Origin of the sequence: Erythrobacter longus (genome assembly GCF_000715015.1) — a bacterium.
GTDB lineage: Bacteria > Pseudomonadota > Alphaproteobacteria > Sphingomonadales > Sphingomonadaceae > Erythrobacter > Erythrobacter longus.
This window is the reverse complement of the sequence record NZ_JMIW01000002.1, coordinates 240,927-261,479: the sequence shown is the minus strand read 5'-3', so window position 1 is coordinate 261,479 and position 20,553 is coordinate 240,927. Positions and strand designations below refer to the sequence as shown.

Below are 20,553 nucleotides of genomic sequence, written 5' to 3'. Positions count from 1 at the left end.
AAACGCTCATGATCCGCTCAATTGCTCTTATTGGTTTGGCTGCTGTGGCTCTGGCGTCTTGCGATAGTGGGGCAGAGACGCCTGCGCAAGAAAGCGCTGCTTCTTCAGGTGAAAACGCCGCTCCGCCGCCTCCGCCCCAATTGCCGGGTCAGATTGTGCGCGCTTTTGCCGGGACTGAACTTCCCGCGCTTGAATTCAGCGATCCGGAAGGCAACACGATCAACCTTGGCGAACTGGGCACGCCGGTTCTGGTGAACCTGTGGGCGACGTGGTGCGTGCCCTGCGTGGTGGAGATGCCTGCGCTTGATCAGCTGGCCGCCGAGATGGAGGGCGAGGTCAAGGTTCTAACCATCAGCCAAGACAATCGCGGCGCAGAAGTGGTGGTGCCATTCTTCGCGCAGCGCGATTTTCGCTATCTTGAACAATGGCTTGACCCGCAAAACGATCTTGCTGTGGCGTTTAGCGATGGCGGGTTACTACCTGTAACGGTCCTGTTCGATGCAGAGGGCAAAGAACTTTTGCGCGTTGCCGGAGGCTATGAATGGGACAGCGAGGAAGCGATTGCTCAGGTGCGCGAGGCCCTCGACTCTGGCTCAGATGAAAGCGCTTCATAATCGGGTACGCTGAGGCCAAGCGGGGCGAGGGGAAATCCGAAGAGCCCGCTCATCAATTGCGCCTGAATTTTTGAAATCGGCCAGATTTGCGACAAGGGCGCCATCAACCGGTCGCGCAGCATCGGGTGCCAGCTTGTGTCCGATTGATAGAGCGGCGTGAACAGCTTCGTCACCCATTGATAGAGCCACACATGGTCATGCCGCCATGACACCGCGTGGCGCAGCTTTTCCGAAAGCGTGCGGCCGTGCTCAGATCCGCGCGCCAATCCCCAGGCATCCAGCAGCGCCATATTCGCGCCTTGTCCCAATTGCGGGCTGGCCGAATGCCACGCATCGCCGATCGCGATCATCCGCTCCCTTATGGGCGGGTTTTGGGTCCGGTGCGAATAGCTGGCGAAGGTCAGTTGATCGCGCGCCGTGATCCGGTCGAGCAGCACGTCGGCCTCTGGCCAGAGTTTGCACACATCCTCTTTCCAATCCTCCAAAGGCGCATCCTGCCAAGCGGCAAAGTCCGAGCGTTTGAGCGACCAGAAGAAGGCGACCTCTTCCTGAGATGCTCCTTTGCGGGTTCCGATAGGAAGCACCCCCACCATTTGCGCCGCGCGGCGATAGCGTTGTTCGAGCAGGTTTCCTGCAAAAGGATCATCGCTTGATGTGGGAAGGCTTGCCCAGATTGCACCGAACTCCAGATGACCGGGAGGGCTTGTATCAAAAACGCTTTGTCTGCCGCTGGCATCAACGATCAGGTCGTGTGGCTTCGTTGGCTCGCGCGTATCAAAGGTGAGAGCGCGGCCTTCTTTCGTAAGCGTGCTGCCGGTAACAGCGTGGCCGGTTTCGATCCTTATGCCCTTGGCGAGCGCTTCTTCGTAGAGAATGCCAAACAGGCTGGACCTGTGGATGCCTATGCCAAAGGCACCGGCAACGCCGAGCTTGGAGTAGGGCGCATCGAGCACCGCCTTGCCGTGTTCTTCGAGCCCGAGAAGCCCGTCCACCCGAGCACCGCGTTTAAGAGTTTCTTTGGCCAAGCCCAATTGGTCCAGCACCGACAGCCCGCTTGGCTGGATCATCAGGCCAGAGCCGACCGGGCCCGGTTCATCAAACTGGTCGTAGATGGTGACATCGTGACCTTGTGCATCCAGAAGAATGGAAGCAGCAAGACCCGCAGGCCCGCATCCGGCGATAGCAATGGAATAGCTGTCCATGGCACACGGCATGACGCATGACTAAGCCCGCGCCAAGTGCGAATTTGTGCAATGTTGTTGAAGGGTCCGCCCGGGTTCACCCCGTTTAGGGTGAGCCGGCGACTTTGCGAAAACTGGTGGGCGATGACAGGCTCGAACTGCCGACCCTCTCGGTGTAAACGAGATGCTCTACCAACTGAGCTAATCGCCCCAACCAGTGTTTCCGAAAACCAGCTTTTTGCTGATCGGAGCGCGCCCACTAAGGCGAAGCCGCGCTCCGGTCAAGACCAGTTTCGATGGTTTTTATGGAACGGGTGCTTTTTAACGCACCACATCCATTTCATCGATCAGGTTTTGGGCGCCATCGACCTTCTCCATCACCCACAGCATATAGCGCGAGTCGACATGGATCGAACGCGTGGTGCGCGGGTCAAAGTCCCAGTCGGAATTGACGCTTTCGAACGTGCCATCGAACAACAGGCCCACAAGCTCGCCTTGCGCGTTAAGGGTCGCCGAGCCGCTGTTCCCGCCGGTCACGTCCAGATCAGACATGAAGTTCACAGGAACCGAACCGATGGATTCAAGCGCGTATGAGCCGTAATCCTTGGCTGCAATCAGATCCAATTGGCTTTGCGGCGAATTGAACGGCTCTTCGCCGGTGTCTTTCTGCGTGATGCCTTCCAGAGTGGTGAAGGGCAGGTAGGCCATCCCGTCAAAGGGCGAGCCGCCCATCACATTGCCAAAGGTGATGCGAAGGGTGGAGTTTGCATCGGGGTAAGGCAGTGCGCCTTCCTCGCGCTGCCACGCGGTGATTGCCTCCATGTATTGAGGGCGAAGCGCAAGCGCGCGTCCGGCACGTTCTTCGGCTTCATCCTCAAGAGCGCGCTCATACTCGTACAGTGCAACCGCAAGCTTCACGAAGGGGTCTTCGCTTGCCTCGATCGTGGCGGCATCGGCCTCCATCATCGCAAGGCGCGTCTCGCTGTCGCCAAGAGTGGTGCCGTCGTAAAAGCCGTTAAGGATGGCGGGCAGGTCGTCGGCGGTGGTCTCAGCCGTCAGACCCAAAGCTTCGTCGAACACGGCGACGCGTTCTGCGGCGGGCTGTGCAAGATAACCGGTCAGGAACAGCACCCATTCCGCCTTGTCGACTTCGGCATCATACCGCCGGTCGAGCGCTTGCAGCCCCTGACGAAAGAAGGTCATGTCGCGTTCCTGATAACCGGATTCGCGCTGGGCATTGGGAAGCTCGCGTTCATGCGCCAGACGCAGCAGGCGTTGCGCCACCCCCAGCAGCTGAGGGCGCGTCGCGTTGTTGTACCAGAAATTGGTGCGCGAGGCCGTGGCGGTCTCGACGCTGAGCTCAGCCAGTTCCCTGATCGCTGGTTGATAATCTCCGCGCGCTTTATCTTCTCGTATCCACTCAGCCAGCCCTGCCTCTCGTTCACGGCGGCGCTCAACCAATCCAACCCGGCGCGCCCCGTCGATTTGGCCACGCAGGTTCTTTTCGTAATTGTTGAGGCCAGCAAGGCGGCTTTCATATTTGACACGCGCGTCCGAACCGTCCGGCGCAGCCTCTTCAATCGTTTCAATCCACTGCGTCAAAAGCGTCTGGAACGTCGGGTAGGTCCAGCCAAAGGTGTTCTCTACCTCTGCCAAAAGGGTGTAGCGATTGGTTGAGCCGGGATAGCCTGCAACCATCACAAAATCGCCATCATCAAGGCCAGCAGCATTTACCTTAAGGTGGTGCTCTGGCGCGTAGGGGATGTTGTCTTCGCTAAAATCAGCAGCCGAGCCGTCTGGCGCGACATAGGCGCGGTAAAACGCGAAGTCGCCGGTGTGGCGTGGCCACTGCCAGTTGTCGATGTCGCCGCCATATTTGCCGATGGAATCAGCGGGCGCGTAAACAAGGCGCACATCGCGTACTTCGAGGCGTTTGATGAGGGTGTATTGCGCCCCGCCATAAAAGCTTGCGACAAGGCAGCGGAAACCGGCTTCGGCTTCGCATTCTGCGGTGATGTCCTTGCGGCGCTGGTCAATCGCTTCGTAGCGCTCGGTCGCGCCCATCTCCAGCGTGCCTTCGCGGACGCGGTCCGTTACATCGGTCAGCTCTGTGGTGACATAAATCCGGCTGCCGGGCGCTGCGGGAAGCTCATCGCCTTTGGTGCCTGCAAGAAAGCCGTTTTCGAGGTAATTGTTTTCCGCTGTCGAGTTGAACTGCACCGATCCGCGCGCGCAGTGGTGGTTGGTGACCACGAGGCCTTCTGGCGAGACAAAGCTTGCCGAGCATCCGCCAAGCGAAACCACCGCGCCCATGGGAAATCCGGTGAGATCGGTGAGGTCAGCCGGGTCAAGCTCAAGGCCTGCCTCTTTAAGTTGCTCTGCGATGTCGGGGAGCTGTTCAGGGGTGAACATACCCTCTTTGGCCGAGGCCGGAATGGCAAGCGCACTGCTCAAAAGCAGGCCCAATGACAAAAGTTTGGTGGCTTTCATGAAGTTTCCTCATCTGGGAACATAGTTGCGTTGCGCCGGTGCTAATCCCAAACCATACGAGTTGCAAATCCCTTGCCTCAAATCACAAAAACCCGGTTGCCAAGTGCTGCTTGAACCCTCAAACCTGAGCGCGACAAAAGAGAGGGATTTTACAAGGCCATGGCCACACTCACATATCTGACGACGACCCAGTTTGATTTTGGCGCGCTTGAGCTTTTGCCCAAGGAAATGAAAAACGCCGGGATCACAAAACCATTCATTGCAACCGATGCAGGTCTTGTGAAAGTTGGGATCGTCGAAAAGGTTTTGGCAGCCATGGGCGTGGATGCGCCGGTGTTTGATGAAACTCCCGGTAACCCGACCGAAGAGGCGGTGAAGAAAGCGCTCGCTCAATATAAAGCAGCGGGCTGCGATGGGATCATCGCGCTTGGTGGTGGTTCTTCGATGGACCTTGGCAAGGCTGTGGGCCTGCTTGCGGCAAGTGGCGGTCCTCTCGAACAATATGACCCGCTCCAAGGGGGTGCGCGCAATATCAAGGGTATGACCCCGCTGATCGCCGTGCCGACGACCTCTGGCACGGGCAGCGAGGTATCGGTTGGCTTTGTGATTATCCTTGAAGACGGGCGCAAGATGACTTTTGCCAGCCCGCATTTCATCCCCAAGGCCGCGATTTGCGATCCAGAGCTCACCATGGGCCTGCCCGCCATGATGACGGCAGCAACCGGAATGGATGCGATCACCCACTGTATCGAGGCGTTCCTTACGCCAAACGTCAATCCGCCTGCCGAAGGGGTTGCTTTGGATGGCCTGTGGCGCGGGATGCAATATCTGCCGCGCGCTGTGAAAGACGGGTCGGACCGGGATGCGCGCTGGCATATGATGATGTGCTCAACCGAGGGTGCGTTTGCCTTCGTCAAAGGGCTGGGCGCGGTTCACGCGATGAGCCATGCGGCGGGCCGTATCCGGCGCCTCAACCCGCATCATGGCACGCTGAACGCTGTGTTCCTGCCCGAAGTGCTGCGCTTTAATGAAAGCGTATGCGAGGAGAAATATGTGCGCCTTCGCCAAGCCATGGGGCTGGAACCGGGCGCAGATATTGCTCAGGCAATCGCAGACCTTAACGCACAAATCGGTATCCCGAGCGGTTTGGCCGAAATGGGCATTGTCGAGAGCGACATCGCCGAAATGGTCGAATATTCGCTCAAAGACCTCGCCGCACGTGGAAACCCGCGCAAGGCGAGCGCCGAAGACTTTGAGGCGATGATTAGAGCCTCCATGTAGGAGGCCAGCAAGGGCGCCTCTATATAAGAGGCCAGCAAGAACGCCTCTATATAAGAGGCCAGTGAGAACGCCTCGATGCAGGGCTTAGGCGTTCACCCAAGGCCCAGTTATCGCCACCGTGCGCGTTGGCGCATAGGCGTTCACGAACATCGTCTTGCCATCAGGTGAAAAACACGCGCCAGCAAGCTCTGTTTGCATGGTCAGGCGTCCCAGGTCATAGGGGCGGCCATCAGGCGTGATCCCGCGCAAATAATTGTCGACGATCTCTGTGTATTGGTCTTCGCACACTACAAGGTGACCGTTTGGCGCAACACACAGATTGTCGCCATAGTTGAACTGCTCTTTGCTCTCGCTTTCGAAGAACAGCTCAAAGCGATCAGGAGCGGCGCCTTGGCCGGGGACAAAGCGGAAGATTTGGCCAAGACCCTTGGCCCCGCCGCTGGTCGAGCAGATGTAAAGCTCGCCATCGCCCATATGGACGCCTTCGCCGCGCGCGATGACCGCTGCGCCGGCTGCTGCTGCACGGATGCGCAGATCATCCTTGGGCGATTCCACATCGTCCAAGTCTATCCAGCGAACAGCAAAGCTTTCACCCAAAGGCATGGTCGAAGCAGACCAATTGCGTGTGTCGGCAGGACCGTTTTCGATCACCATCGCCTGTAATTTGCCGCCCTGCGAAAGCTTGCCGGGAACATTGGGGACGAAGCGATAAAAGACGCTCTCATCGCGGTCTTCGGTTTGATAGACATAGCCCGTTTCAGGGTCCACGCAGGCCGCTTCGTGGTTAAAGCGGCCCATGGCGCGAAGGGGAACGGGATCGACAAGGCCGGTCGCATTGCCGGGGACTTCAAAAGTCCAGCCATGGTTGACCGCAAGGCCATCGCCATAGCGTTGTCCCGGGCCAGTGGGCGCCTCTTCACAGGTCAGCCAGCTGCCCCACGGTGTCACCCCGCCAGAACAATTGCGGATCGTCCCGCCAAGCGTGCGGAACTGACGTTTCACTTCGAGAGTTTCCGCATCGAGCACGATATTGGTCGTACCGCCCGGCACGATCTCGCCATTGCGCGTGCCAAAGCCTTTGGCGATTGGTCCGCCTGCATCATCGCTGGGGATCAATTCATGGTTGCGTACAAGCACGATTTCGCCATTTCCGATATCGAGACAGCCCATGCCGTCGGCCTTGTCAGGAACAGTGCCGCCATCGCTCATCGCATCGCCAAGGCTGGAGAGGACGCGGTAAGAAAACCCTTCGGGCAGATCGAGCATCCCGGCAGGGTCTTTCACAAGCGGACCGTAGCCAGCAAAAGATGAGGCCCCCGCGCCGATCGCCGAGGCAAGCCCCGTTCCACGGGTGGAGCACCCGCTTGCCACAAGCGCTGCAAAAGCGCTGCTGGTGGCGGCAAGGAATTGGCGACGATTGCTGCCGTTTGAAATGCTGTTTGCGATCAGCGTTTGTGACATGTTTGGATCATCCCTGTTTGGAGCCCTGAGGTACGCATCCAATATGGTATCGGATGAAGACAATTGCACGACAATTTGCGCGCTGAGTTTGAGTTGCCATTTTAGGCTGGCCGTGCATCCCACAAGCGATAGAAAACGCCGCTTTCATCATAGCCGGTGAGCTCCAGCACCCCGCTGACGGTGATCACATTGGTGCGGTCGGTTTTGAATGGAGTGCTGGCCATGACTTCGATGAACTGCATGGGGGCTGCGTGAAAGTGGAACGGGCATCCGGGCGGATAGCCGAGCAGCACAAACCGCTTTTGCTGCGAGCCGACCTGAAGCGGGTCCATCCAGCCCGATACCTTGATCCGCTTGCCTTCAAGGTCGCGCTGCTGCTTGGTGAAGAGCGGATAGGATATAGTAAAGCCGTTTTCATCGGTGCGTGTGACTTCCTTGGCCGCCTCTAAAAGCGCCCATGAGGTGCCCCCCGGCGGCGTTGCAGCAGGCTTCCAGATATCGTCAATCGACGCGCCAACCTTGGGGTCAGGCGCGCCAGAACGCGAGGCACCGGTGTTTTGGGCGCGCGCTTTATTGATGATTGAAACGGAGATTTCCTCGGTTTCAGGTCCACCAGAGACGCCGAGGTAGATTTGCACGCCGACAAGAGCAAACGCCGAAAGGGCGGCCACTCGCCACGCCACTTTTGTGAAGAACTTGAAGTTGGTCATTCTCAATGTCTCGCTAACACGCGGGCAGGGTCTATTTTGTAGACCCGCATCGCTGGTATCAAGGCCGCCACCGCGCCAATAGCAATGACAGCCACAATGAGCAAAACCTCACCGGAAACCGGAGCCCATGCGGCAAGGCCCAAATCTGCCAAAGTCGCAAACTGGCTGCGCGCAATAGCGATAAGGCCATGTGCGCCGATCCATCCAAGGACAGCGCCAAGGGTAGCTGTAATCACCCCTTCCAGAATGACCGTTGCAAAGACCTGAACAGGGGAGGCTCCCATGACCCGTAAAAGCGCCAGATCCCCTTCGCGCCCGCGCGCCATGTTGAGAAGCGCAACGAATATGGCGAGCCCGCCGGTGGCCGCCAACATCCATGCAAAGACGCGGATGCCGTCTAGACTTGCGCCGAGCAGTTCAAGGAGCCGGGCTGTTTCAATCGCGGGAACAGCCGCTTGCATTTCGGTCTGGCGATCGATCATGGCCGGTACGCGGATTGCGGCTGAGGCATTGCGATAGGTGACGAGAAGAGCGGTGAGGTCGGGCTGAAGGCTGGGCATCTGCGGCTGAGCGGCCTTTGGCATATCTGCGCGGTCATGGTCATGGTCATGGTCTTCGTGCCCCTCATGGCCTTCCTCAAGGTGGTCATGTTCGATCCCATGCACATCCCATACGCTTTCAACTGAGGTAAGGATCAGGCGATCAGCCACCGTCCCGCTTGGCGCCAGAATGCCAACCGTTTCAAACGGAGCGTGGTCGTGGCCTTGGCTTTCTTCGCTTGCAAAACCGTGGTTGCCGATGAATTTCTGGCCAAGCTGTGCGCCCGTTTCTTCGGCCACTTTTGACCCGATCACAGCCTGCATGGGGCCGCCAAATTGCTCGCCCTCAGCCAGTTCGAGCCCGTAGCTTTGTGCAAATGTTGCATCGGTTCCGACTATCCGAAATCCGCGGAAATTATCGCCCAGCGCCAGCGGCACAACCCGCGCAATCGCCGGATTGTTGCGCAGCGTCTCAAGGCTTTCATAGGGGATGTTGCCGGTCGGTTGGTCGACATGGAAGATGCTTGATAAGATCAGCTGCAGGGGCGATCCTTTTGCGCCCACCACAAGATCGATCCCTTGTGCATCGCGCTCCAGCCGCTCGCGCGCTTGCTCGCCAAATTGCAACAACAAGACCAGCATCGCGACCGAAATTGCAAGCAAAAGGACATTCAAAGCGGTCGTGAGCGGGCGGTCACGCAAGTATGCAAGGGCGAGCGAGATCATGTCACTTTCCCGTCCTGAAGCGTCAAAGTGCGCGCAAAATGGGAGGCTAGCCGATCATCATGGGTGGCAACCAAAAGGCTCGCGCCAGCGTTGCGGGCTGCATCGATCAACATCTTTGCGACTATGCGTGTGTTGCCTTTATCAAGCGCCGAGGTGGGCTCATCTGCGATCAAGAGCTTGGGCGATACGACCAGAGCCCGCGCAATGGCTGCGCGCTGCGCCTCCCCCTGGCTCAGTTCAAAGGGCCGCGCACTTGCGCGGTGCGCAATGCCCAATTGGTCCAGCGTCGCATCAACCTTTGCGCCATCAGGCGACCCATTGGCGAGCTTTTGCGCAAGCATCAGATTGGCCCGGACATTGAGCGCAGAGACAAGGCGCAAAGTCTGAAAAATGACCCCCATATGGGCCTTGCGTACAGCATCACCGACTGGCTCACCGCCCAAGCTTACACTGCCGCTCAGCGGAGTTTGCAATCCGCAGATGATGTTGAGAAGGCTTGATTTGCCTGACCCCGACGCCCCTAGCAACAGCGCGTGTTCACCCGGCTCAAGAGTGAAGCTTGTATCGTTTAGAATTGGAGTATCGCCATACGTCAGGCAGACATTTCTCACGTCCAATTGCATCGTTAGATGGTCCATTCTGGCGCGGGGTGGGAAAGTGCGCGTGGGGCGACCCAGACAATAGGTGGAAACAGACAATTTGCAACGCGCCTTCCGTTACCCGTGCACCGATCACAGCTGGGCTTATGACTGGCATTTCGTGCGGCGTTCCTCCAAGGGAGAAGCAATAGCGATTGACGCCCGCCCACTTGCCTCATAGTGAGCAGCTCTTCGCTATTGGATGATACATCATATCATGGAGCTTGCAGTAAAAAGCGACCGCGCCGCTACCGCGCTCAGCGCCCTTTGCATCGTGCATTGCCTCGCTGTGCCTTTGTTGGCAGGCGTGATGCCCTTTCTTGCGGTCATTTCGGATGCGGTCTGGCTTCATTGGCTGTTTGCTGGCCTTGCCGCGATTATTTCAGCAAGCGTTCCGTTCCGCGATGTCTTGGCGCGCACGCCGGGTTTCGTGGTTCCAGCAGGGCTAGGCATCTCTTTCCTGATCGCAGGGCTTTTTGCAGAGGAACTCGGCTCTAGCGAGACGATCCTCACGGTTATCGGTGGCCTTCTGGTGGCATTTGCCCATATCCGCCGCATGGTGCAGGGGCGTTGAGCGAGCAGACTCCGACACTTCTGGTTCTTGGCACAGGTGGGACAATCGCCGGCAGCACAGCAAGCGCAACGGGCGGCTCCTATTGCGCAGGCGAGCTTAGCCTTGAGTCGATGCTGGGCGATGTGGCGATGCTGGGCCTTGAGGCTGAGCTTGTCGCTAAACCTATCGCGCAAATCGGTTCACAGGATATGGGCTGGGAGGTGTGGGACGCGCTCCACAAGGAAATCAGCGCTGCCCAAAACGATCCGGAAATTGACGGTATCCTAGTAACCCATGGCACCGATACCGCCGAAGAGACCGCCTATCTGCTCGACCTGACATTGGCAGCGCGAAAGCCCGTGGTTTTGGTCGGCGCGATGCGGCCAGCAGGGGCGGTCGGGGCCGATGGGATGCGCAATTTTGCCAATGCGGTCCGGGTAGCCAGTGACCCGGAGGCAAGCGGGCGGGGCCCTCTGCTCGTCATGGGCGATATGGTGTTTGCGGCTAAGGATGTGCGCAAATCGGCAACCTCGAATATTGACGCGTTCAAAGGCTATCCGCGCGGTCCCATCGCAAGGGTTACGCCCTCAAGCCTTGATTGGTTTGGCGGTGCGACACGGACCGGCGAGCCTGCACGTTTTGATTGGCCGGGGGAGCTTCCCCGCGTTGCCATTCTCCACGCAGGGGCGGGCATGGATGAAAGCTGCGTGAATGCGCTGCTTGGTATCGGGTGCAAGGGAATTGTGCTTGCCGGAATGGGGCAGGGCAATGCGCCGCGTTGCGTGCTCGATGCGCTATCGCGGGCGGTAAAAGACGGTGTGCCTGTGGTGCGTTCGTCCCGCGTGGACGAGGGGCTGGTCGACCGCAATGTTGAGGTGGATGACGAAGCCTATGGCTTCATCGCAGCCCGCGCCCTTGGTCCAGCCAAAGCGCGCATTTTGCTGATGGTGCTGATCGCGAATGGGGTCAGCGATGCAGGCGATATTCAAGCGGCGTTTGACCGCGGATAAAGGTTTGCCCGCGGCCCACACCAATGTGCAGGCCGCGCACAAAAATCCCCATCACCCCCAAGGTGTGACGAGATACTTCTCCCCGGTTTTCATCTGGCGATAGTCAAGAATTGCATCCTTGGTGAGCATACCTTCCAGATCGACTTTCGCCTTATAGCTTGAGGCGAAAGTGGTGGTGAGATTGTCGAGCACACGCTGACGCATACGGCCCACCGTCTCCATCCCGGCCTTTTGGAGGAATGGGGTGAGCAACCAACCCGACAGCGTCCAGCCAAAGCCATAGGAAGGGGTGAGCATCGTCGGGCCAAAGTCCAGACGGCCATAGATGAACATGCGCTTTTCCTGGTTCGAGCCATAGCGCGAATATTCGGTCATCTTGGAGACGGCGACCTGTTCCATCGCCTTGAAGACGGTATCGGTCGCCTTGCCGCCGCCAATGGGGTCAAAGCCATAGAACGCATCGGTTGCATCAATTGCGGACCGCAGCTGCGCCATGAAATCGTCGTCAGAGGAATTGACAACATATTTCGCGCCAAGCCCTTTGAGCATTTCGACGTGCTCGGCCTTGCGCACGATATTGACCAGCTCAATGCCGTCTTCAGCGCAGATTTTGATGAGCATCTGGCCAAGGTTTGAAGCGGCCGCTGTGTGCACCATCGCTTTTTGCCCGTCCATCTTGGCGTTTTCGGCAAAGCCAAGCGCAGTCATCGGATTGACGAAGGAAGACGCCCCCTCTTCGCACGAATGATCGCCCAGCGGCAGGCACATCATCGCATCGGCAATGGCATATTGGCTGAACGCATTGCCGGGAACGCAGGCGACGCGCTTGCCCATGAGAGCCTTGGCCATATCGCTATCGCCAGTGGCGATAACGGTGCCTGCGCCCTCGTTACCGGCGGGCAGCCTCTGGTCGAAGCGCGCTTTTTGGCCTGAGAGGAAGGGTTCGGGCATTTGCGCAACAACCTTGCCAGCCGAATATTCCGCGTTTTCAAAGTCAGCCGCGCTGGTGAGGATCGCGAGGTCCGACGGGTTGATCGGCGCCGCTTCCATCTTGACCAGCACTTGGTTTGCCTTGGGCTCGGGGAAGGTTTCCTCGCTAACCTCAAGGGTGAGTTTGCCGTCGCTCGAAAGCGTGGTGAAAAGCTGTTTGCCGGTGGTCATAAGTGTCTCTCTCAATCGTGAAATTATTCGGTTGCGGCTTTGGTTTTGTCGTCAGATTTCTCTCTCGGCGATAGCTCAATAATTGTGGCCATCACAGCCCAGGTTGCCAGCGTGGGTTGCAGTTTGGGGACTTTTGTCAGCGAAAACCATTCTTCTGCCATTTGCGGCAGGAAATAGATCGCAACGCCCGTCACAACGACGCTAAACAGGGTAAAGTCGCTGAGCGCAATAGACTGGATCATCATGACGATGAGCGCGCTGATCGCGAGCAGGGCGACGAAATCGAAGATCGGCAGGTTCTCACCGCCTACGAGCACGAAGCCGAGCACTGCACCAAACACAATGTTGAGCGCATTGAGCCCGGCGCGGTAGTCGCCTTCCTTCATCCGTGAACTGGTTGGTATCTTGTACCAATTCGCCATGATTTATGATCCCTCTTCTGGATAAATTGCTTCAATGAAATAGAGCCCATGTGGGGGCGCGTTCAGGCCCAATTGCGCGCGGTCCTTCGCCTCTAACGCATCAGCGATCTGGCCTTCCTTCCACGTCCCTTGGCCGACGAGCTTGAGGCATCCGACCATGCTTCGGACGTGATGATGCAAGAAACTTCGGGCCTGCGCATAAATGCGAATCTCGTCGCCTTCTCTCACCACATCGAGGCGGTCCAGCGTCTTTACCGGGTCTTTCGACTGGCACTGGACCGAGCGAAATGTGGTGAAGTCATGAAGTCCGACAAGCGATTGCGCCGCGCGGTGCATGGCTTCGTGATCGAGCGGCTGCGCAACATGCCACACCTGGTTCTTGGCAAAAGTCAGGGGCGCACGCCGGTTGCAGATGCGATAGACATAACGACGCTCGACACAGGAAAACCGCGCGTGCCAATCATCGGGGACAATCTGGCAATCGAGAATGGCGATTGGATCAGGCCGAAGATACGCATTGATCGCCTCCGAAAGCCGAAACGGGTCGATGTCTTTTTCAAGATCAACGTGGGAGCGCATCGCCAGCGCATGAACGCCTGCATCCGTGCGCCCGGCGCTGTGCAGAGTGATCTCCTCGCCTGTAATCCGGTGGAGCGCATCTTCGACCGACTGCTGCACCGAAGGCCCATGCTTTTGCCGCTGGAGCCCGTGGAACGGCGTCCCGTCAAATTCTATGGTGAGCGCGAAACGGGTCACTTGAGCACGGTTCCTGCCGCAATCGGCTTTCCGCGCAGGAAGTCCTCGCGTTCCATCGCAGGTTTCCCTGCACGTTGGAGTTTGAGTGGACGAATTGCGCCTTCATCACACGCAATGGTGAGTTCAGCGTCGAGGACCTCTCCCGTCTCGCCTGACCCCTCTACCTCTTCTGCCAACAAGAGCTTTACCCGCTCATCGCCCAGCTCAAACCAGGCGCCGGGGAAGGGCGCTAAACCCGCCACATGACGCACCAGCTCGCCCGCAGGCCGCGACCATTCAATCCGCGCCTCGGCCTTGTCGATTTTTGCCGCGTGGGTGGTGAACGCATCATCCTGCGCCACTGGCGGATACGCATCAAGGTCTGCCAGAACCTCTACCATCGCCTCTGCGCCCATCGCGCCTAGCTCTTCAAACATCTCGCCGGTTGTCTTCGCACCAATCGGCGTTGTCACGATATGTCGCATGGGCCCTGTATCGAGCCCCGCTTCCATCTGCATGATTGTAACGCCCGTCTCCTCATCACCCGCCATAATCGCACGGTGAATAGGCGCAGCCCCCCGCCAGCGCGGCAGGATCGAAGCGTGGATATTCAGGCAACCATGCCTGGGCGCATCGAGCACCGCTTGCGGCAGGATCAGCCCATATGCGGCGACCACTGCAATATCGGCGTCCAGTGCTGCAAACTCGCTTTGTGCTTCTTCATTCCTCAAAGATTTGGGCGAACGCACCTCAAACCCAAGCTCCTCTGCCCTCACCTGCACAGGCGAGGGACGCAGCTTCTTGCCCCGGCCAGAACGGCTCGGCGGCTGGGTGTAAACACACGCGATCTCGTGCCCCGCAGCCGCAAGAGCCACCAGAGCAGGCACCGCAAAATCGGGCGTTCCCATAAAAACTATGCGCATAAAGCGATCGGCAAACCTTTGTGAATTGAACCAAGCGCCCTATCTCCCCCCACATGGCATCGCAAGAGATCGAAGCTTTATCAGCTGCATTGGCGCGTTTGCCCGGCCTCGGCCCCCGCAGCGCAAGGCGGGCTGTGCTGTGGCTGGTCAAAAACCGTGAGCGTGCTTTGCCCGACCTGTTGGAGGCATTGGACGCGATATCGCAAACGCTGGTCGAGTGCGAAACATGCGGCAATGTGGACACCATAAACCCCTGCGGCATCTGCGCGGATGTGCGCCGCGATGCGAAAGCGCTTTGCGTGGTCGAGGATGTCGCCGACGTCTGGGCGCTAGACCGTGCTCGCCTCTTTCAAGGGCGCTACCATGTGCTGGGCGGAAAGCTCTCAGCCCTCGACGGCATCGGCCCCGAAGACCTCAACATCGCCTCCCTGATCGACCGCGTTTCCACCGGCGAAGTGGACGAAGTTGTTCTCGCCATGAATGCAACCCTCGAAGGGCAAACCACCGCGCACTACCTCGCCGAGCGGCTGGAGGAGCACAAGGTCCGCATCACCCAGCTTGCCCATGGCCTGCCGGTTGGCGGAGAGCTAGATTACCTCGATGAAGGCACTTTGGCACAGGCTTTAAGAGCGCGGCGGCCTGTGGGCTAACATCCCCCGCCATGGGATGGCCGATTACGGTGATCGAACACTTGCGCTTGCGGCTGACGCCTACGCGCACTAAATTGCCCATATGGCTATCCGCGAAATCATAGAAGTGCCGGACCCCCGGCTTAAACTTGTGTCCGAACCGGTTAAACCCGAAGAGTTCAACGACGAGCTCAAGCAGCTCGTCGAAGATATGTTCGAGACGATGTACGATGCCCCCGGCATTGGCCTTGCCGCCATTCAGGTCGCTGTACCCAAACGCGTCCTCGTGATTGATCTACAGCCCGACGACCCCGACGCAGAGCCGGTTGAGTGCGAGCACGATGGGCATAAGCACACTCATCCCGCGACGAAGAAAGAGCCGCGCGTCTTCATCAATCCAGTGATCACACCCGAGACCGAGGAAATGAGCACCTTCCAGGAAGGCTGCCTCTCGCTGCCGGAGATTTACGCCGACGTAGATCGCCCGGCATCCTGCACGGTCGAATACCAAGACCTTCAGGGCAACCACCACAAGGAGCACCTCACCGGCATGATGGCGACCTGTCTCCAGCACGAGATGGACCACCTCGAAGGCATCGTCTTTATCGACCACCTCTCACGCCTCAAGCGCAATATGATGCTGAAGAAGCTGAAGAAGTTGAGGGCTGTGGCGTAACCAGATGTGGCCCGCCGAACACATCTTCGGTAGCTTTATGATCCTGGTCCTTATTGGACTGCTGGTGTTCGGATATTGGTTCTGGTCGCTTGGTTTGCCAAAGAAGGAGCCGACTGCTCGGCAATCAAAGATTTGGTGCGTGATGTATTGCTTCATGGCAGCGTATTTTGGTTTCAAAGCTTGGGAAGAGTATTCGAACGGCCTCAGCGACTGGTACATCTGGCCTACCTGTGCGCTTGTTATCCTGATTTGTGCCGTAAGAGACTGGCCTAGGCCCAAAGCTGCGCAGTAGTTGGGGATATCCAACAAAGCGCTAGTGTTCCGCATTTGTTCCATGCTATAATGAAGCATGGAAAATCCGATTCTTCTCATCATCGCTCTGATACTCGGCCTTCTTCTCGGGGGCGGTGCGGCATATTTTCTCGCCTCGCGGCCTGTTACTGACTTGCGGGACCGTCTTGCGGCCAGCGAGGGCGAAACAAAGGCGCTGGACGAAAAATTCCGCCGCGCAGCAACCGACCTTGCCACCATGTCTGAACGGGCAGCACGGGCTGACGATCTTTCCGAAAAGCTTGAGGCGGCCCGCGCCGAAAACGCTAATTTCCGTGCTGAACGGGCCAGTTTTGCCGAACAAAAGCGGCTGCTCGAAGAATCGCGCGGGCAGCTAATGAAAGAGTTTGAAAACACCGGCGCACAGGTGCTTGGCAAAGCGCAAGAAGCCTTCCTGCGCCGCGCGGAAGAACGCTTCAAACAGTCCGAGGAAACCGGCGAGGCGAAGATCAAGGCTTTGCTCACGCCTGTGGGCGAAAAGCTCGCTTCCTATGAGAAACAGGTGAACGAGCTTGAGGCCAAGCGCACCGATGCCTTTGGCCAATTGCAGGGCCTCATCCAATCCATGCGCGAGGGGCAGGAAGAGGTCCGGCGCGAGGCGCAGCGGCTTGGCAATTCGCTGACCAACGCTCCCAAAGCGCGGGGCCGCTGGGGGGAGCGGGCTTTGCAAAACCTGCTCGAACAATGCGGGCTCGCCGAGCATACCGATTTTATGATGGAGCATTCGGTTGAAACCGAAGAAGGGCGGCTTCGCCCGGATGCGATCATCAATGTGCCGGGGCAAAAGAAGCTGGTGATCGACTCCAAAGTCTCGCTCAACGCCTATCAGGCCGCATTCGAGGCCGATGATGACGACACGCGCAAACGCGAGTTGGACGCACACGCAAAGTCCATGCGCAATCACGTCCAAACCTTGGGCGCGAAAAGCTATCAAAGCCAATTTGAAGAAGCGCCCGATTACGTCATTATGTTCATTCCAGGGGAACACTTTGTGACCGCCGCTTTGGACGCTGATCCGACTTTGTGGGATTTTGCATTTGAACGCCGGGTCTTGCTCGCAACGCCAACCAATCTTGTGGCCATCGCGCGCACTGTCGCACAAGTCTGGCGGCAAGATGGTCTTGCAAAAGAAGCGCAGGAAATCGGCCGCATGGGGGCGGAACTCTACAGCCGCCTAGAAACTGCAGCCCAGCACCTCAAACGCGTTGGCGGGGGGCTCGAAACTGCGGTCAACAATTACAACAAATTCGTCGGCAGCTTTGAACGCAACGTCCTTTCGTCAGGCAAGCGTCTCGCCGAAAAAGGCGTCGAAATCGGCAAGCGCGAGATCGAAGAAGTGCCGCTGGTCGAAAGCACCCCGCGCTACAACGCGGCGGATGCCAAAGCCGCCGATGAAGAAGCGAACTTCATGCTCGAAAGCAAACAGGACGCGGCTGAATAGACTAGCCTAGGGCAGCCACCCGGCGATCACGGCCAAGATCACTACTCCCAGCGTTCCTCCCATAACGGGTGCCACAAGAATTGTGGCAAGCGAAATGTAGATCGCGTGAGCAGGGTCGTGAGCGTTGTCGAAGTAAGTCTTAAGGTCGAGCAGCCCGTTCAGGGCGATTGCAACGGCGCACACCCACACGATGACGACTGCCCAAACTGCGATGATCACTTGGTTCCACTGCAAGAATAGCAGACCGAACGCACAGCCACCGGCAAGGGCCAGGTTTCCGACACCCTTGAGGTATTCCATCAGAACCCACTTTTCGTCTTCAGAAAGGTGACGCATTGAGCTTCCTGCCAACTCTCTCTGCCTTAGCGACGCACATCAGTTCTGGGCCGCTGGATCGAATGTTTCTAATACCTCATACGCCAGCACCGCGCCCGCAATGGCGGCATTCAATGAGTCCGCGCGGCCTTTCATCGGCATGGTGACGCGCAGGTCGCATTCCATTTCGTAAGTCTCGGGGAGGCCTTGCGATTCGTTGCCCACGAGGATGAAGCATGGCGATTGATACGCCGCCCCGCGATAGGGCACCGCGTCGCGCAGGCTTGCAGCCACTAGCTGGCCCGCGCCACCCCTTAGCCACGGGATAAACTCGTCCCAGCGCGCCCGCGCGAGGCCTTGGGTGAACACCGCGCCCATGCTTGCGCGTACGGCTTCGGCGCTGAACGGGTCGGCGCAATCGTCGATCAGGATCAGCCCGCCAGCGCCCACGGCATCGCCTGTGCGCAGCATGGTCCCAAGATTGCCGGGATCACGCAGGTCCTGTGCGACCAGCCAGATTTTGGCGGCGCTGCGGTCAAGCTTTTCAAGCGATGTATCGAATTCGTCGAACACCCCAACCACGCTTTGCGCATTGGACTTGCCGGTGATCTTTGAGAGGATATCGGGCGTTGTGGTGATGATCTCGCCGCCGCTCGCCTCAATCTCGCGCTCTAGCCCCTCGATCAAAGGATGCGGATCGCGCCCTTCGGCCATAACCAAAGTGCGCGGCACATAGCCGCTCACACGTGCATCTTCGAGCAATCGCAGGCCCTCGACCAGGAATTGCCCGGCACGTTTGCGCAGCTTCTTCTCACGCAAACTGCGCAGATATTTCACAGTGGGATTGGAAAAACCGGAAATGTGCTTGCGCGTCATAGGATTACTGGTGCGCTTCTCGCTCAGTCTTCGCCAAAGCCGTCTTCGACAAGTGCAACGAGCTGGGCGAGTACGGTCTCGCTATCATTGCCATCAACGATCAGCTCAACCGTGTCACCTTTGGCCGCGCCAAGCATCATCAGGCCAAGGATGGAACCGCCAGCGGCAGTGTTTGCGCCCTTTGCAACTTTTACCTGCGCTCCTTCAGGCAATGCTGCCACCGCACCAACGAATTTGGCGCTCGCCCGTGCGTGAAGGCCGCGTTGGTTCACGATCGTAACACTTTGCCGCAGTTCCCCCATCGTAAGACGCTTAACTCCCGCCGCTCGCTGCGCGCGCTGGCTTGTTCTGGGGGGCGTTGTCCGCGCCCAATAGCTCGCTTGCAACAGTAATGTAATTGCGCCCCGCGATCTGAGCAGCTTCCACCGCTTCAACCACGCTCAGATTTTTGCGAGCCCCGGCCAAACGGATGAGCATGGGCAGGTTAATCCCCGCGATCACTTCGACCCGGCCTGCGTCCAACAGCGAGATCGCCAAATTGGACGGTGTCCCGCCAAATAAATCGGTAAGGATGATGACACCGCTGCCTGCATCGACGGCTTCAATCGCACTGGCGATATCAGCGCGGCGCTGTTCCATGTCGTCATTGGGGCCAATGCACACGGTTTCCACGGCCGATTGTGAGCCAACAACGTGTTCCATTGCCTCAACAAATTGGTCCGCGAGGCGGCCATGCGTTACCAGGATCAAACCGATCATACTGTGAATTCAGTCCGTTCGTACTGAGCGACCTGCCTCAAACTGCAGACGACTTTGCCTAACACTAACACCACCATGCGATGCAAGCTCTTAATACAACCCTTGGCGCTAACTTTCATTTGCGCCCTCGATTGTATCAGTGGCTCGCGATTTCAAATTTCGGTGGCGGACAGTGGGCGAAAACCCTGCCTCGCGCAAGGCTTGCGCCATCCCCTCTGCGGTAAACACAGAGCGGTGTCTCCCGCCGGTACAACCAAAGGCGACGTGCACATATGCTTTTCCTTGCGCCGCATAGCGCGGAAGGACGGTGAGAAGGAGCGCCTTTACCTGTTCAAAAACAGTGGCAAAGGCTGGATCGCGCTCAATATAGGCGCCCACTTCATCATCGAGGCCGGTCTTTTCGCGCAAATCTTCAATCCAGTGGGGATTATCGAGAAAACGCATATCAAAGACCAGATCGGCAAGCGGTGGCATGCCGCGCGCAAAGCCAAAACTGGAGATGGTAAGGCTGGGCTCAGCCTGATGCTCTTTACCAAAAAGCCCGCGCACCTGAGATTGCAGCTCATTGGAGGACAGCTCGCTTGTATCGATCACCACATCAGCCCAGCGCCGCAAGGGTTCGAGCAACTCGCGCTCGGCTGCGATACCGTCCTGAACAGTGCGTTCCTGCGCCATGGGGTGACGCCGGCGCGTTTCGTTGTACCGCCGTTCCAACTCGCTGGTTTTGCAGTCGATAAACATGAAAGTGACGTCCAGGTCACCGCGCGCGGCCATGGATTTGATGATCTCAATGATTTCGGCAGGCACAAATCCGCGCGTGCGAGAATCGAAGCCAATCGCAAGCGGCGCGCGCGATGCTGAGCTTGCGTCTTGTGCCGCTTCGCCCGGTTCGCCGACGAGCCGCTCCAGCATTCGGATGGGAAAATTGTCGATCGTCTCCCACCCCAAATCTTCGAGCACATCAAGCGCTGTGGATTTGCCAGCCCCTGCTAGTCCGGTGACGAGGAGAAGGCGCTGCTGCGGATCAGATACTGGATTGGGACTAGTCATGTTTGCCCCTCCCTTTTCGCGCTTTGCGATGCA

At 58.2% G+C, this 20,553-nt stretch carries 22 protein-coding genes and 1 tRNA gene; 7 read left to right on the top strand and 16 right to left on the bottom strand.

The genetic code is table 11. The features are described from left to right. The first annotated feature begins 8 nt into the window (after positions 1 to 8). Positions 9 to 614, top strand: coding sequence for a TlpA family protein disulfide reductase (locus EH31_RS07230; RefSeq protein WP_034959422.1), 606 nt, complete (start codon positions 9 to 11; stop codon positions 612 to 614). Here EH31_RS07230 and EH31_RS07225 read toward each other — a convergent pair. The 3 genes from EH31_RS07225 to EH31_RS07215 form a co-directional block, all read right to left on the bottom strand. Then, positions 566 to 1,816: an FAD-dependent oxidoreductase gene (locus EH31_RS07225; protein WP_034959420.1), complete on the bottom strand. Its 1,251-nt coding sequence runs from the start codon at positions 1,814 to 1,816 to the stop codon at positions 566 to 568. The genes EH31_RS07230 and EH31_RS07225 overlap by 49 nt on opposite strands. 114 nt (positions 1,817 to 1,930) lie before the next feature. Continuing rightward, a tRNA-Val gene (locus tag EH31_RS07220) sits at positions 1,931 to 2,006 on the bottom strand. A gap of 110 nt (positions 2,007 to 2,116) precedes the next feature. Then, positions 2,117 to 4,285 carry a S46 family peptidase gene (locus tag EH31_RS07215; RefSeq protein ID WP_034959419.1) on the bottom strand — a complete coding sequence of 723 codons (2,169 nt, stop codon included), beginning with the start codon at positions 4,283 to 4,285 and terminating at the stop codon, positions 2,117 to 2,119. 159 nt (positions 4,286 to 4,444) lie between these two features. Here EH31_RS07215 and EH31_RS07210 point away from each other — a divergent pair, with 159 nt between their 5' ends. Next, positions 4,445 to 5,566 (top strand): iron-containing alcohol dehydrogenase, encoded by a 1,122-nt coding sequence (locus EH31_RS07210; protein ID WP_034959418.1) that lies wholly within the window; start codon positions 4,445 to 4,447, stop codon positions 5,564 to 5,566. Between the two features lie 84 nt (positions 5,567 to 5,650). Here the strand turns inward: EH31_RS07210 and EH31_RS07205 are convergent, their stop codons facing one another. The 4 genes from EH31_RS07205 to EH31_RS07190 all read right to left on the bottom strand — a co-directional run bounded on the left by EH31_RS07205 (position 5,651) and on the right by EH31_RS07190 (position 9,640). Further along, positions 5,651 to 7,027, bottom strand: coding sequence for an alkaline phosphatase PhoX (locus EH31_RS07205; RefSeq protein ID WP_034959417.1), 1,377 nt, complete (start codon positions 7,025 to 7,027; stop codon positions 5,651 to 5,653). Positions 7,028 to 7,128: 101 nt separating this feature from the next. Beyond that, positions 7,129 to 7,737, bottom strand: coding sequence for a DUF3299 domain-containing protein (locus EH31_RS07200; RefSeq protein ID WP_051699044.1), 609 nt, complete (start codon positions 7,735 to 7,737; stop codon positions 7,129 to 7,131). Between the two features lie 2 nt (positions 7,738 to 7,739). Beyond that, complete coding sequence (locus EH31_RS07195) at positions 7,740 to 9,002, bottom strand: ABC transporter permease (protein WP_034959416.1); 1,263 nt, start codon at positions 9,000 to 9,002, stop codon at positions 7,740 to 7,742. Further along, positions 8,999 to 9,640, bottom strand: a complete 642-nt coding sequence (locus EH31_RS07190) for an ABC transporter ATP-binding protein (RefSeq protein WP_152553499.1) — start codon at positions 9,638 to 9,640, stop codon at positions 8,999 to 9,001. The genes EH31_RS07195 and EH31_RS07190 overlap by 4 nt, the downstream gene beginning before the upstream one ends. Before the next feature lie 202 nt (positions 9,641 to 9,842). Here EH31_RS07190 and EH31_RS07185 point away from each other — a divergent pair, with 202 nt between their 5' ends. Together EH31_RS07185 and EH31_RS07180 are read left to right on the top strand one after the other, a co-directional pair. Further along, positions 9,843 to 10,214, top strand: a complete 372-nt coding sequence (locus EH31_RS07185) for a MerC domain-containing protein (RefSeq protein WP_081853278.1) — start codon at positions 9,843 to 9,845, stop codon at positions 10,212 to 10,214. Beyond that, the gene (locus EH31_RS07180) at positions 10,211 to 11,203 is read left to right on the top strand and encodes an asparaginase (protein ID WP_034959412.1); all 993 of its coding nucleotides are present in this window, start codon (positions 10,211 to 10,213) and stop codon (positions 11,201 to 11,203) included. Before EH31_RS07185 ends, EH31_RS07180 begins: the two co-directional genes overlap by 4 nt. Before the next feature lie 51 nt (positions 11,204 to 11,254). Here EH31_RS07180 and EH31_RS07175 read toward each other — a convergent pair whose 3' ends face one another. The 4 genes from EH31_RS07175 to fmt are packed head-to-tail and all read right to left on the bottom strand — an operon-like array spanning position 11,255 to position 14,444. Then, positions 11,255 to 12,364, bottom strand: coding sequence for a zinc-binding dehydrogenase (locus EH31_RS07175; protein ID WP_034959411.1), 1,110 nt, complete (start codon positions 12,362 to 12,364; stop codon positions 11,255 to 11,257). Between the two features lie 23 nt (positions 12,365 to 12,387). Beyond that, positions 12,388 to 12,786 carry a hypothetical protein gene (locus EH31_RS07170; protein ID WP_152553498.1) on the bottom strand — a complete coding sequence of 133 codons (399 nt, stop codon included), beginning with the start codon at positions 12,784 to 12,786 and terminating at the stop codon, positions 12,388 to 12,390. Between the two features lie 3 nt (positions 12,787 to 12,789). Continuing rightward, on the bottom strand, positions 12,790 to 13,542 hold the full coding sequence (gene truA, locus EH31_RS07165; RefSeq protein WP_034959409.1) for a tRNA pseudouridine(38-40) synthase TruA: 753 nt from the start codon (positions 13,540 to 13,542) through the stop codon (positions 12,790 to 12,792). Continuing rightward, a complete protein-coding gene (gene fmt, locus EH31_RS07160; protein WP_034959408.1) occupies positions 13,539 to 14,444 on the bottom strand; it encodes a methionyl-tRNA formyltransferase in 906 nt (301 codons plus the stop codon). Before fmt ends, truA begins: the two co-directional genes overlap by 4 nt. 53 nt (positions 14,445 to 14,497) lie before the next feature. Here fmt and recR point away from each other — a divergent pair, with 53 nt between their 5' ends. The 3 genes from recR (at position 14,498) to EH31_RS07140 (ending at position 17,520) form a co-directional block, all read left to right on the top strand. Beyond that, positions 14,498 to 15,094 (top strand): recombination mediator RecR, encoded by a 597-nt coding sequence (gene recR / locus EH31_RS07155; protein WP_034959407.1) that lies wholly within the window; start codon positions 14,498 to 14,500, stop codon positions 15,092 to 15,094. A gap of 82 nt (positions 15,095 to 15,176) precedes the next feature. Next, entirely contained in the window at positions 15,177 to 15,749 is a 573-nt protein-coding gene (locus tag EH31_RS07150) for a peptide deformylase (protein ID WP_034959405.1), read from the top strand. 349 nt (positions 15,750 to 16,098) lie between these two features. Continuing rightward, on the top strand, positions 16,099 to 17,520 hold the full coding sequence (locus EH31_RS07140; RefSeq protein ID WP_034959403.1) for a DNA recombination protein RmuC: 1,422 nt from the start codon (positions 16,099 to 16,101) through the stop codon (positions 17,518 to 17,520). Positions 17,521 to 17,526: 6 nt separating this feature from the next. Here EH31_RS07140 and EH31_RS07135 read toward each other — a convergent pair whose 3' ends face one another. The 5 genes from EH31_RS07135 to rapZ form a co-directional block, all read right to left on the bottom strand. Further along, positions 17,527 to 17,856, bottom strand: coding sequence for a hypothetical protein (locus EH31_RS07135; RefSeq protein WP_152553497.1), 330 nt, complete (start codon positions 17,854 to 17,856; stop codon positions 17,527 to 17,529). A 39-nt stretch (positions 17,857 to 17,895) separates the two neighbouring features. Beyond that, positions 17,896 to 18,711 carry a TrmH family RNA methyltransferase gene (locus tag EH31_RS07130; RefSeq protein ID WP_034959399.1) on the bottom strand — a complete coding sequence of 272 codons (816 nt, stop codon included), beginning with the start codon at positions 18,709 to 18,711 and terminating at the stop codon, positions 17,896 to 17,898. Positions 18,712 to 18,734: 23 nt separating this feature from the next. Next, positions 18,735 to 19,013: an HPr family phosphocarrier protein gene (locus tag EH31_RS07125; protein ID WP_034959398.1), complete on the bottom strand. Its 279-nt coding sequence runs from the start codon at positions 19,011 to 19,013 to the stop codon at positions 18,735 to 18,737. A 10-nt stretch (positions 19,014 to 19,023) separates the two neighbouring features. Next, positions 19,024 to 19,470: a PTS sugar transporter subunit IIA gene (locus EH31_RS07120; RefSeq protein ID WP_034959397.1), complete on the bottom strand. Its 447-nt coding sequence runs from the start codon at positions 19,468 to 19,470 to the stop codon at positions 19,024 to 19,026. 108 nt (positions 19,471 to 19,578) lie between these two features. Further along, on the bottom strand, positions 19,579 to 20,520 hold the full coding sequence (gene rapZ, locus EH31_RS07115; RefSeq protein WP_034959502.1) for an RNase adapter RapZ: 942 nt from the start codon (positions 20,518 to 20,520) through the stop codon (positions 19,579 to 19,581). Positions 20,521 to 20,553 lie beyond the last annotated feature (33 nt).

What these genes read in the sequence shown, in the direction of transcription:
- EH31_RS07230 (WP_034959422.1), top strand. Translation starts at nt 9, where the DNA reads ATGATCCGCTCAATTGCTCTTATTGGTTTGGCTGCTGTGGCTCTGGCG.
- EH31_RS07225 (WP_034959420.1), bottom strand. Translation starts at nt 1,816, where the DNA reads ATGGACAGCTATTCCATTGCTATCGCCGGATGCGGGCCTGCGGGTCTT.
- EH31_RS07215 (WP_034959419.1), bottom strand. Translation starts at nt 4,285, where the DNA reads ATGAAAGCCACCAAACTTTTGTCATTGGGCCTGCTTTTGAGCAGTGCG.
- EH31_RS07210 (WP_034959418.1), top strand. Translation starts at nt 4,445, where the DNA reads ATGGCCACACTCACATATCTGACGACGACCCAGTTTGATTTTGGCGCG.
- EH31_RS07205 (WP_034959417.1), bottom strand. Translation starts at nt 7,027, where the DNA reads ATGTCACAAACGCTGATCGCAAACAGCATTTCAAACGGCAGCAATCGT.
- EH31_RS07200 (WP_051699044.1), bottom strand. Translation starts at nt 7,737, where the DNA reads ATGACCAACTTCAAGTTCTTCACAAAAGTGGCGTGGCGAGTGGCCGCC.
- EH31_RS07195 (WP_034959416.1), bottom strand. Translation starts at nt 9,002, where the DNA reads ATGATCTCGCTCGCCCTTGCATACTTGCGTGACCGCCCGCTCACGACC.
- EH31_RS07190 (WP_152553499.1), bottom strand. Translation starts at nt 9,640, where the DNA reads ATGGACCATCTAACGATGCAATTGGACGTGAGAAATGTCTGCCTGACG.
- EH31_RS07185 (WP_081853278.1), top strand. Translation starts at nt 9,843, where the DNA reads ATGATACATCATATCATGGAGCTTGCAGTAAAAAGCGACCGCGCCGCT.
- EH31_RS07175 (WP_034959411.1), bottom strand. Translation starts at nt 12,364, where the DNA reads ATGACCACCGGCAAACAGCTTTTCACCACGCTTTCGAGCGACGGCAAA.
- EH31_RS07170 (WP_152553498.1), bottom strand. Translation starts at nt 12,786, where the DNA reads ATGGCGAATTGGTACAAGATACCAACCAGTTCACGGATGAAGGAAGGC.
- fmt (WP_034959408.1), bottom strand. Translation starts at nt 14,444, where the DNA reads ATGCGCATAGTTTTTATGGGAACGCCCGATTTTGCGGTGCCTGCTCTG.
- recR (WP_034959407.1), top strand. Translation starts at nt 14,498, where the DNA reads ATGGCATCGCAAGAGATCGAAGCTTTATCAGCTGCATTGGCGCGTTTG.
- EH31_RS07150 (WP_034959405.1), top strand. Translation starts at nt 15,177, where the DNA reads ATGGCTATCCGCGAAATCATAGAAGTGCCGGACCCCCGGCTTAAACTT.
- EH31_RS07140 (WP_034959403.1), top strand. Translation starts at nt 16,099, where the DNA reads ATGGAAAATCCGATTCTTCTCATCATCGCTCTGATACTCGGCCTTCTT.
- EH31_RS07135 (WP_152553497.1), bottom strand. Translation starts at nt 17,856, where the DNA reads ATGCGTCACCTTTCTGAAGACGAAAAGTGGGTTCTGATGGAATACCTC.
- EH31_RS07130 (WP_034959399.1), bottom strand. Translation starts at nt 18,711, where the DNA reads ATGACGCGCAAGCACATTTCCGGTTTTTCCAATCCCACTGTGAAATAT.
- EH31_RS07125 (WP_034959398.1), bottom strand. Translation starts at nt 19,013, where the DNA reads ATGGGGGAACTGCGGCAAAGTGTTACGATCGTGAACCAACGCGGCCTT.
- EH31_RS07120 (WP_034959397.1), bottom strand. Translation starts at nt 19,470, where the DNA reads ATGATCGGTTTGATCCTGGTAACGCATGGCCGCCTCGCGGACCAATTT.
- rapZ (WP_034959502.1), bottom strand. Translation starts at nt 20,520, where the DNA reads ATGACTAGTCCCAATCCAGTATCTGATCCGCAGCAGCGCCTTCTCCTC.